4 protein-coding genes are annotated in these 11543 nt (G+C 74.5%); all 4 read left to right on the top strand.

Going from position 1 to position 11543, the window contains the following annotated elements:
• Positions 1-134: 134 nt before the first annotated feature.
• The 4 genes from ACFXPK_RS19695 to ACFXPK_RS19680 are packed head-to-tail and all read left to right on the top strand — an operon-like array spanning position 135 to position 11537.
• Positions 135-4124, top strand: coding sequence for a tubulin-like doman-containing protein (locus tag ACFXPK_RS19695; protein ID WP_385077064.1), 3990 nt, complete (start codon positions 135-137; stop codon positions 4122-4124).
• Positions 4121-6700 (top strand): hypothetical protein, encoded by a 2580-nt coding sequence (locus ACFXPK_RS19690; RefSeq protein ID WP_385077061.1) that lies wholly within the window; start codon positions 4121-4123, stop codon positions 6698-6700. Before ACFXPK_RS19695 ends, ACFXPK_RS19690 begins: the two co-directional genes overlap by 4 nt.
• The gene (locus tag ACFXPK_RS19685; RefSeq protein ID WP_385077058.1) at positions 6697-8928 is read left to right on the top strand and encodes a hypothetical protein; all 2232 of its coding nucleotides are present in this window, start codon (positions 6697-6699) and stop codon (positions 8926-8928) included. Before ACFXPK_RS19690 ends, ACFXPK_RS19685 begins: the two co-directional genes overlap by 4 nt.
• Positions 8928-11537, top strand: coding sequence for a hypothetical protein (locus ACFXPK_RS19680; protein WP_385077055.1), 2610 nt, complete (start codon positions 8928-8930; stop codon positions 11535-11537). Before ACFXPK_RS19685 ends, ACFXPK_RS19680 begins: the two co-directional genes overlap by 1 nt.
• Positions 11538-11543: the final 6 nt, after the last annotated feature.

The following is an 11543-nucleotide window of genomic DNA, read 5'->3' as shown; positions in this document are numbered from 1 at the left end:
CGGGGGGGCGCGGCGGGCGGGGGGGGGGGGGGGCGGGGCGGGCGGGCGCGCATACATAGTTTATTTCTTTTTTATTTTTTGGGTGGCCGGCGGGGCGGTCGGGGGGCGGCGCCCCCCCCCCTACGGGAGACGACATGAAGATCTACCAGCCCATGCTGTTCGTCGGTCTGGGCGGCACCGGAGCCAGAATCGGCGCCGAGCTGGAACGCGGACTGCGCCGGGAACTGTGCGGACCCGACGGGACGAAACTGGTGTCGGACGGCCGACGGGCCCCCTTCCAGCTTCCGGACTGCCTCCAGTTCGTGTACGCCGACTTCAGCGAGTCCGAGCTGAACCGGCTGCCGCACCTCAGCGCCAAGGGCACCGAGGCGGCTGCGTACGCCCGTACCGCGCGCGTGATCCACGACCTGCTGCCCGCCAACTACGACAGTTCGCCCGAGGTGACCCGCATGCTGCGGGTCGCCCTGCACGACGAGACCCACGACTGGCTGCCGTCCCAGGAGCGGCAGCCACGCGTGGCGCCGCTCCACACCGGCGCGGGACAGCTCCCCACGGTGGGCCGTGCCGCGCTCTTCGCGACCCTGCGCAGCGGACTGGAACCGGTGCTGCGCCAACTCCGCGCCGCCATCGGCACCATCTCGGGATCGGCGGGCGATCTGCGCGAGATGGGCGGCCGGCAGATCCGCGGCTGCGACGTGTTCGTGGCGTTCTCCGTGGCGGGCGGCACCGGCGCCGGTATCTTCTACGACTTCCTCCACCTCATCGGGCACGAGTTCCGCAAGTCCAAGGTGCCCGGGGTGAAGATCTATCCGCTGGTGGTCATGCCCTCGGCGTTCACGCCCGAGGCGGGCGGCGGCCGGGAGGCGGAGCTGAACTCGGCCCGCGCGCTGGTGGACCTCTCCCGGCTGGTCGACGACCAGAACGTGCCCGACGCGCAGGCCGACTTCGGCGACGTCGGACAGCGCGGTGTGCTCGGCGTCCGCTACCCGGGGGACGGCTATGTCGCGCTGCGCCCCTCGACCGTGCAGACCGCGTTCCTCTTCAGCCGGCCCTCCGGTATCCGGCCCGAGGACCTGCGCCGGTCCATCACCGCGATGGTGCTCTCCCTGATCGGCACCGAACTCGGCGAGGAGACCGCCCAGGGACGCGCGGAGGGCGACCACCAGTCGTTCGCCGCCGGGTTCGTCAACAAGAGCGTCGAGCGCTCCACCCCGTCCCGCTCCGGAATCGGCTACCGGGGCATGTCCACGAGCCTGGCCGCCTCGCTCACCGTCCCCGTCGACGACCTCGCGGAGATCGTCGCGGGACGGCTGCTGGCCCAGGCCGTACGGGGAATGACCGAGGACGCCCGGCGCCACGACGAGGACGGCACCCAGCTCGTCAGGGACCTCTTCGACCGGTCGGGCATCGGACGGCTGTGGACCCGCGAGGCGCCCGAGGTGCCCGCGCCCGACCCGCTCCCCAAGGGCAGCCGGGCGATCGGCCAGGCGCTGCGCGACCGGATCGGTGACATGGAGGACGGTCTCGGCCGGCTCGACCGGGAGCTGGACCGGGAGATCCCCCGGCTCGTGGAGGACTTCAAGCCCGGCACCGGCGCCCGCGAACTGCTCGGCCTGCTCGGCCCGTTCCGGCTCGAACGGGTGATCGCCGGGCTGCCGGGCCATCCGCAGCGCCCGGCCGAGGCCGGATTCGCCGGGATGCTGGACAACCGGAAGAACGACCCGGAGCGCCCCGAGGGCGTCGAGCCCTCCGCGCCGCCGATCCCCCGGATCAAGGGCTCGGTGGGCGGCATGGTGCCGGCCCGCTGGGGCGACCCCGACGTCCAGGAGGCGGTGGACGAGCAGGACGCGTGGTACCGCTGGCGGGCCAACCGGCAGTGGCACCGCGGCTGGAAGGAGCACGAGTCGCGCTGGCGCCCGCCGCTGATGCGCTCCATGAAGGAGGTCACGGAGCTGGTCCGGGCGCTGCGCGCGCACGAGGAGGACGAGCGCAAGCTGTTCGCCGAGCGCCGCAAGGAGCTGTACCGGGACGACCGCACGGGGGTCTCGTACCTGCTGCCCCCGCAGAACAATCTCCGCGCCTTCTACGACGACGTCTTCGACCGGCTGGCCCAGCACGAGAGCCTGCCGGATAACGCGGACGCGGCCGGGCTGCTGAACAGGCTCGTCCACCCCGAGGACTGGCAGCGCGCCCTGGACGCCGTACGGCGCTCCCCGCGCGCCGCGGTCAAGGAGATCAAGCAGGTCGTGGAGCGGCGCGTCAAGGCGCTGTTCGGCGAGGCGAGCGTGCTCGACGACCGCCCCCTGCTGCCCTCCCTCGGCGTGCTGCTGCGCGCCGCCGCCGGGGACGAGGACGCGGAGGCCACGGTCGACAGCCGCTGGCTGGAGCAGTTCCGCTCCCAGCTCGCCGGGCTGCTGCCGGTGGGCTTCACCCCGGACGGCAGCGGCCCGCTGAAGGTGCTCATCGTGCACCCGCAGAGCGAGGCGGACGGTCGGGCCGCCCGCTACCTCCAGCAGGAGCTGAACCTGCCCAGGGACCCGGGCACCGCCCCCGAGTTCCGGGCCGTGGAGGCGGAGTCCATCACCGTCGTGCTCTTCCGCAGCGGGATGAGCCTCACCGATGTCTCCGAGGTCCGGCACGCGCTGCGGCTGTGGGCGGAGGCGCGCGAAGCCTCCGGCGGCGACGACTTCCTCCACTGGAGGCAGCGCCTCGGCCACCGTGACGACTGGCTCGCCAGCACGGAGGAGGACCGCAGGCGCATTCTGCACCGGCTGCTCTGCGCGATGTGGAACGACCGCGTGGACATCGAGGGCGACCCGTCCTCACCCGACCTGATCCGTATCCGGCTCCAGGAGGGCGACTCGGCGACGATGACGCTGCGGCTGGACTCGTTCGACGGAAACGTGTCGAGCTGGGCGGGGCTGCTGCGCGCCTACGAGCAGTGGGCCCTGCTGGACGAGGGACAGATCATCGAGGACTTCTGCGACCGGCTGATGCGCACCCAGCCCACCGGCCTCTCCACCACGCCCGCCCCGCCCTCCCGCCTCTTCCACCGGCTGGTCCACGAGGTGGCGCCCCGCCAACTGACCCTGCTGAACGAGCTGTCGGGGCAGTTCACCGCGGAGGACGAGGAGTGGCTCGTACCGCTGCGGCACTTCTGGGAGGTGACCTTCGCGGGCGCCCTCGACCTGCGCTTCCCCGGCGCGCAGCGCCCCACCCGGCCCACCCTGCGCGCGCTCGACCAGCGCCACACACAGGGCGCGGGAACGGGCAGGGGAGCCCCCGCCGCGAGGACCAACGGCCACCGCCGCGCGGCGCCGTCCACGGAGCACCGCGCGGAGGAGCCGAGGGTCGTCGGACCCCGCCACGAGGAGCCACCGCGCCATGAGGAACGGCCGCGTGGAGAGGCGCGGCCGTCGCGGTACGACGAGGACCGGCGGTACGAGGACTCCCGGTATGAAGACTCCCGGCACGAGGACTCCCGGCACGAGCAGGACCCGCGCTACGAGGAGGATCCGCGGTACGCCGACGCGCGCCACGAGCCGTCGCGCTACGAGGCCCCTCGGTACGCCGACGCCCGGCCCGAGCCCTCCCGTTACGACGACCCGCGCCCCGAGGACACGCGGAGCCGGTCACGGCGGTACGAGGACCCGCCGTACGAGGACCCGCGTGCCGAGGAGCCCCCTGCCGAGCGGCCCCGGCGCACGGAGCCCCGGTACGACGAACCTCGCCACGACGAGCAGCCCCGCCACGACGAGTTCCGCCACGAGGAGCCCCGTTACGACGAGTTCCGGTACGACGAACCTCGCCACGACGAGCAGCTCAGCCACGACGAGTCACGGTACGGGGAATCGCCGTACCGCAAGCCGGTCCGGTCCCGGGAGCCCAAGCCCGACGAGGGTGACGGCGCAGCCGCCCCGGCACGCGCGGCCGACCCGTGGGACGAGGACGACTGGGACGACGGCGAACCCGGCGACACCGACCGGGGAGCCCCGCGTCGGGGAGACCCGGGACGCGGCGACGGGGAACGCGGCGACCCGGGACGGAGCGACGGGGGACGGGGCGATGCGGGGCGGGGCGCGCCGCGCCGGCGCGGTGACGGACAGGAGGGGACCAGGCTGTGATCACGGACCGACTCCAGGCCGGGGTGGTCTGCCTCGACCTGCGCCACCGCGGCGACCCGGCCGACGCACCCGCCGCCCTCCACGGCGAGGTGGGCGACGCCCTGGCGCGGACGCGGCAGTCGGACGTACGGCGCTTCCTCGTCCTCGACGACGCCGCCGAACTCGTCGCGCACCAGCTTCTCTACGAACGGCTCTACGCGTACGGACCGGCCCAGGTGCTCTGTCTGGCCCAGGGCGGCGGGGGCGACCGCGCCCTGCGCCGTCCGCACGCGCTGAGCCCGCCGTCCGCCGGGGTGCTCTGGATCCCCGATGTGTTCGCCGGGGCGGGCGGCCGGGACGGCCGGTCCGTACCGCTCCCCGAGGAGGCCGACGAGGCGCTGCGCCCGCTGGTCGAACTGCTCGCCGACGCGGCCCTCTTCGACACCGTCCTCGGTGAGCTGGGCGAGGTTCTGCACGGTGTCGCGGTGCCCGCCGCCCAGGTTCTGGAGCACGATCTGACCGAGGAGGCCAGGACCCGCGCCTGGCGGCGGACCCTGGAGAACCTGGCGGGCCAGGACGTCCCGGCGCCCGTCCTCGTCACCGAGGGCTCGCCCGGCGCGCGTACGGAGACCCGGGCCCGGTCCGGCGCGACGGCGCCGGGCTCCGACGCGGGCGACTCCGTCCCCGCCGGGCTGGGCCGCTTCCTCGGCGAGGTGCCGACGGGGCTCCTCGCCGACGGCTCCTGCCTGGTGCCCGGCGGAACGGCGGAGGAAGCGCGGCTGGCCGCCGACCGGGCGCTGCGGGACGCCGAGGACGGATACGAACAGGTACGGCGCCCCACCGCGCTCTTCACCCCGCGCGCCCGCGCCGTGGACCTGCCCGAGCGGCTGGAGGACCTCTCCAGGGCGCTCGGCGTGTACCGCGACACCATCGCGGGCGCCCTCAGCGACGGGGGCGGCGACCGGCTCCGGCCCGAGCAGCGCGGCCGTCTCCTCAAGCGCGGCATCCAACTGCCCGAACTCCCCGAGGCGCCCCGCGCCGACGTAGGCCCCGGTCTGCGGACGTACACCGAACGGCTGCTGGCGTACGGGCTGCCGCTGCGCTCCGTCGCCGCCCGGCTCGGCGCGCTCTCGGACCTGTCCGCCCCGGCGGGCAGCGCGGCGCGGCTGGCCAGGCTCGACGAGATCTGCCCCGCCCGCCGGGTGGCCGAGCCGGCCGTGCCGCCGCCGTTCACGGTGCGGGGTTCGCCCTTCGTCCACGCGGCGCCCGTATTCCTGCTGGCGTTCGTCGCGGGGCTGTGGCCGGGGCTCGGCTGGGCACTGGGCCCGCTGACGGGGTTCGCGGCGGCGGCCCTGACCCTGCTCATGGTCCGGCGCAGGCCCAGCCGTTCGTACGACGGCCGTCTCGACGGAGGCGGCGGCACCCGCTCCGGCCTCCGGCTGGTCGCGGGGGTGGCGGGCGGCGCCGGCGGCGCGCTGACCGGGCAGTTGCTCGATCTGCCGCTCTGGGCGGGAGCCGCCGGGCTGGGCACGGCGCTCGTCGCCCTCGGGCTGCTCGTGGCACGGGACTGGACGGTCGCCGTCGACCTGTGGTGGCGGGACACGGAGACGGAGTTCGCGGCGGACGCCCTCGTCGCGGTCGACGCGCTGCTCGTCGAGACCGTCCTGCACGACTGGCTCTTCGCCGACGCCCGCTACCACTGCTCGGACGGGGCGCGCGCGATCTCCCTGATGGTGAGAGGCCTCGCCGAGACGGTCGAGGAACGGCTGACGACCGCCGCCCGGGGCGGAGCCGCGCACACGGCGAGCCGGTCCACGTACTCCACGGACCGCACCGCCGGCGAGAGCTTCGCCCAGGACGGCCCGGCCCAGCAGCCCGGCGACTCCTGGAACTGGGACAGTTGGGGCGACAGCTCCGCCGACGACGGCTGGTCGGACGGCGCGGCGGACACGGAGCAGGCCGCACCGCCGGAGTACGACCTCCCCGCCGACCCCTGGCCCTCCGCAGCCCCGGCCGATCCGCCCTGGCTGGAGCGCGAGCGGGGCGACGGCGGCCCCGCCCTCGTGGACACGCTCCTCGCCGATCTCGCCCACGGCGTCCGGGGGATCCTCGCCGGACGGTGGGCCGCCGTCGAACGCGACCCGGCCGAGGCGGGCCGGGTCTCCCTGCGCCGCCCGCTGCTCGACGTGCTCGACGAGGAGCACGCCGTCCTGCTGCGCGACGGCGCCACATCGGCGCCGCACTTCGCCCGCGACCCGGAACTGCGCCCAGGGGCGGCCGAGTTGCTGGGGGTGGCGGCCGACAACGCGGCCCGGCTGATCTCCACCGCCGACGAGGCCGACGAAGTGGTGCCGTTGTGCGCCGCCGAGGACCGCAGGATGCTGTCCAGGGACCCGATGGGGATACGACGGGTCAGGTTCGCGCCCGAGGCGATGCGCCGGGGCACCGAACAGGACCCCGCGCACGACAGCGGGGCCGGCGCGGGCGAGGACGTGGTGTGGACGCCCGGCGGCCGGCACGCGGGCGTGCTGCGGCTGGTCCCGCTGCGCGGAGAGATCGTCAGGACCGTCCGGGCCGAACAGAGGGACGCGCCATGATCACAGGCAACGACGGTACGAGGAAGGGCGACGACCCCACCGCCGGGGAGCCCGGCCGTACCCCCCGCGGCAAGGGGGACCGGCCCGGCGCGGCCGGTCCCACCGGAAACGGGTCAGGCGGCCCACGGGCCCATGGCGACTGCGTGGAACTGGAGTTCTTCACCCACAGCGGCGAGGCGGTCCGCTTCGGAGCCCGGCTCCACAGCGACCTCCGGATGCCCGAGCCCGCCCCGCTGCTGGCCCGCCCGGTCACCCTCGGCGAGGGATGGCGCGTCCTCCAGTACCGGCTGCCCTACAGCGCGCAGACCGACTCCGCCGCGTACAACGCGCTGGAGCGTCAGGTCAGCGCCGGGGTCGCGATGGAGCGGCGGTACGGCTCCGAGCGGTACGGCGAGGTCTTCACCCGCATGATCGGCTTCGATCTGGAGGCTCCGGAGCCCTTCGTGCTCTACCGCGTCCCCGAGGGCGAGCCGATCGCCCGCCGCCAGGGCACCCTCACGGTCGACGAACAGACCAGGGTGATCACGCAACTCGTCCTCGCCGTACGGCTGCTGGAAGAGGTGGGACTGGTCCACCGGGCGATCACCCCGTACACCGTCCGCTGGGACGGCACCCATGTCCGGCTCGCCGAGCCCTACGGCGCGCTCCGTGCCGACGAGCCCCGGGAAGCCTACGGCGCCGCGCCCTGGGCCTCCCCCGAGCAGCGGGAGGGCACCGGCAGGGCCGACCCCAGGGACGACCTGTGGTCCGTCGCCCAGCTCGTCTACTTCCTGCTGGCCGGGCGCCCGGGACCCGGTGCGGGGCCACCCGCCGACCTCGGGGAGTTCCGCCGGCTCGCCGCACTCCACCAGGGCGGCGCCTTCGCACCGCGCGCCGACCTGCGCCCGTCCCCCGGCGAACTGATGCGGCTCCTGAACGTCTCCGACCCGCTCGCGCACACCCCCGGAGGCGCCGACGTACTCAGCAGGGCCCGCGCCGAGTTCGACATCCTGCGCGCCAAAAAGCGCCTGGAGACCGGGCGGGACGAACCGTCCGAGGAGACGGCCGAGGACCTGACGTACTACGAGTCGCCGCCTCCGCGCCGCTCCCTGCGCTCCTGGCTGACCGGGACGGCCCCCGTACCGCCGCCCCGGCCCGTCGAGCACACCCCGCGCCCCGCGCAGCCGCTGCGCCGCCCCACGCTCTGCCCGCACTGTCTGCTGCCGGTCTCCTTCGACCAGAGCCGGCTGGTCACCCTCGACTCCAAGAAGGTGGCCAAACCGCTCGACCTCAGCGCGGAACGGCGCCCCATGCACTACCAGGACGCGCTGCGCCAGGCGTACCAGGCATGCCCGCACGCCCCGGCGGGGGCGCCGCACTATCTGCCCGTCCCCTACCTCAACAGCGGCGAACCGCTCACCATCGCCCTCGTGGGCAGCTCGGCGGCCGGCAAGACCCATCTGCTCGCCGCGATGCTCGGCGAGATCGAACAGGGCGGGCTGGAACCGTACGGACTGAAGTGCCTGCCCCTCAACCCGGACACCCACCGCGAGTTCCTTCAGGAACGGGTCCAGCGGCTGCACCGCGGCAAGGTGCTCGAATCCACCGGGCACGCCTCCTTCGCGCACTTCACGGACGGCCTCCTGGTCACCGGGGCCGACGGCACCCGGCCCGTGGTCTTCTTCGACCTCGCGGGCGAGGACCTGGCGCAGAACGGCGAGGTGACCAGCTTCCTCATGGGTGTGGGCGCCTTCATCTTCGTCCTCGACCCGCTGCGCGCCCTGCGGCTCCCGGCGCTCGGCCCCGTCCGCGCGCGGACGGGGCTCCAGCAGCGCGACCTGGGCGACGAGGCGTTCACCACCGTCCTCAACCGGATCCCCCGGCTCGGCGCCTACATCGAGGCGCCCGCCGCCGTCGCCCTCAACAAGAGCGACCTGATCCGCTTCGACCCGTCCGCCGACCGCTGGCTGAGCCGCGCCCTGCCCGTGGAGCTGGACGAGGAGACCCTGCGGGCGGAGAGCCGTGACGCCTACGCGTTCGTCTCCCACCACGGGAGCCCCGCCTGGCTCAAGCCGTTCGACGACTGCGCGCGCTGCACGCTCCACTTCGTGGCGGCGACCGGGGCGCAGGAACGCGGCGATGTCTACCCCCATGGAGTCAGACCGCGACGCGTCCTGGCACCGCTGTTGTCGATCTTCGCCATGTGCGGGCTCCTCCCCGGAGCGGAACTGAGAGAGGTGGGGACCTGATGGCTCCGATCGCCCGTCAGGAAGAGCTGGTGGACCAGATCGTCTTCCGCTGGGACACCGAGAACAGCCTCGGCACGACCGGGTTCGGCCCGGTGGCCTGGTCCTGCGACCGGGACACCGCGGAGAACCTGTTCAACACCGCCGCGCCGCTGCTGCGCACCACGGCCTCCGAGACGGTCCCGGCCCTGGTCAGACTGGGGGACCGGGGACGGCTGCTGTTCGTACGCCGCGCCCCCCTCGTCGATGCGGACGGGCGTTCGGGGGCGGTGTGCCATGCCCTGTTGGGCCCGGCCAAGACCCTTGACCCGGAGACCTGCCTCGGGCTGCACGACTGGGAGTGGGAGGGCAGCGGACTGCCGCTGGGCAGGGTCAGGGGCGTACTGGAGAAGGTGCGCGTGGCGGAACTGCTGGCCTCGTCCGAGAAGGGGCAGCGCACGCTGCTGGCCGGACTGCCCGCACTGGCCGACTCCCTGACCACGATGGCCGCGGAGCTGCTGCGCCACCCGGGCCGGCGGTTCACGGTGCTCGACCGGCACGGCGGCGACGCGCCCGGCCGGATGCTGTGGGGGCTGTACGGCATCTTCAGCGGGGTGTCGCCCGACGGGTGGACGTTCGCGACGCACGACACGGTCGAGACCCCGGCGACCCGCTTCGTCTTCGTACGGCGCTGGCCCGGCCCCGCCCCGCAGTCCACGGAGCGGCTGCGGACGGATCCCGGTGAACGGACCGACGACCGGGCCCAGGCGCTGGCGGCCGGGCTGGTCGGGCACTATCTGCGCCGGATCGAACGGGGCGAGGGCCGCGAGTACGAGGTGGCCGAGGCGCTGGCGGCGCTCTCGGGCCCTTGGCGGCCCGGCGCGCGCGGCAACCTCCTGGACTCGGCGGAGGACGCGCTCGCGCGGCTGACCGAGCGGCAGCCACGCGGCCGGGAAGGGGGGTCGAGGGATCGCGATCCGCGAGATCCGTACGAGGAGCGCTCGCCGTCCCCGCAGCGGGTGCCGTTCGACCGCGACCGCCCTGAGGAGCCGCGGAACCCGTACGGGGCGGGCGACGCGTACGCATACGGGGCGGGCGACACGTACGACCGGCAACGCCGGGCCCCCTACGGCGACGACGGCGGGTACGGCGACCACCACGACGGCGGTCGCCACGGCGACGACCGCTACGGCGACGACCGGAAGGGTGATCGCCACGACCTCGATCGCCATGCCGACGACCGGTACGGCGACCGCCGTGAGGACGGCCGTCGTGACGACGGCCGCCATGATGGCGACAGGCGGGAGGACGGCCGTCGCGAGGACGACCGCCGTGAGGGCGACAGGCGCGACGGCGAACGGTACGGCGACCCGTACGGCCGGCGGCCCGACGACCGGTACGGGGCGCCCGCGCCCTCGTACACCCCGGCGCCGCCGCCCCTCCAGCAGATGTCCGAGCCGCGACGGCAGGGGCGCCGGATGTTCCGGCCCGTTCCGCCGGAGTGGCCGGTCGCGCCGGACTCGGCCGGGTTCTTCACGCCCCGCCGCAAGATCACCGTCGAACTCGGCCATCTCCTGGCCGTGCTGCACACCTTCCAGGAGCCGAACGCCTCCTCACGCAACGTCAAGGAAGCCCTGCGCGGCTGCACCGGCAAGAGCCTGATCGCGGCCGTGGAGGAGGACGGGCTGCATTACCCGGCGGTCTCGGCGCTGGTGGGGGAGATCGCCGGGCGGTACGCCAACTGGGGCAGGAACCTCCGCCACGAGCTGTGCGACGCCGTACTCAGGAGGGAGCTGTTCGTCGGGGACCGGCCGTGGCCTGCCTCCGTTGGCCTGCCGTCCCGTGAGACCCGCGCGGCCAACGCCGCCGCGCTGTACGGCTGGGCGGTGCGACCGCTGGCCGGCGTGGGGCCTTTCCGCTCCCGCCTGATCGAACTGCTGCCACGGCTGAGCGGCGACGCGAGCGGCGTCGGCCGGGCCGCCGTCGAACAGATCCTGGAGAGCGAGAAGTCCTCGGAACTGGACAAGGCCGTCTGGCTGGCGATCGTCAGGGCCGGATGGCGCGACAGCGGCTCCGCCCCGGCCGCGCCCGCGCCGCCGCCCCCGCAGCCGGGCACCCCTGCCGTGCCCGGTACACCGGCGTTATCCGCACCCCGGCCGCCGTACGGGTACGCCGTCGAAGCCGCGCCGGACCGGGGCCACTCGGCCCTGCCGTACACCGCGTCACCCTTCCCACCACCGTCATCACCCCCACCACCGTCATCGCCTCCTCCCTCCCCACCCCCACCCGCGCCAACACCCCCACCCGCGCCACTCGCGCCACCCCGGCTCCCGCCCCGGCAGGAGACCTACCCGGCGGGGGCCCCGGCGGGCGGTCCCGGCGCCCCCCGTCCGCCGTACGAGCCGCCCCGGCCCGACCGGCCCCCGGGCCGTCCGTCCGGCTCCGCCCTCCACCGCCTCGCCCGCTACTTCGGGGCCGACCGCGCCCCCCGTACCGACGACCGGCGCGACCGGGATGCCGATCCGGAGCGCGGGGCGGGGCGGCGACCGCCTGACGGCCGGAACTTCCTGGCCGCCATGGTCATCCTCTTTGTCGTGTCCGTGGTGATTCTGCTGATAGCGGTGTTCCACTGAGCAGGC

This window comes from Streptomyces sp. NPDC059142, from assembly GCF_042755665.1.
In the GTDB taxonomy this organism is placed as follows: Bacteria; Actinomycetota; Actinomycetes; order Streptomycetales; family Streptomycetaceae; genus Streptomyces.
Note: the sequence above shows the minus strand (reverse complement) of the source record. Positions and strands in the feature narration are given on the sequence as shown.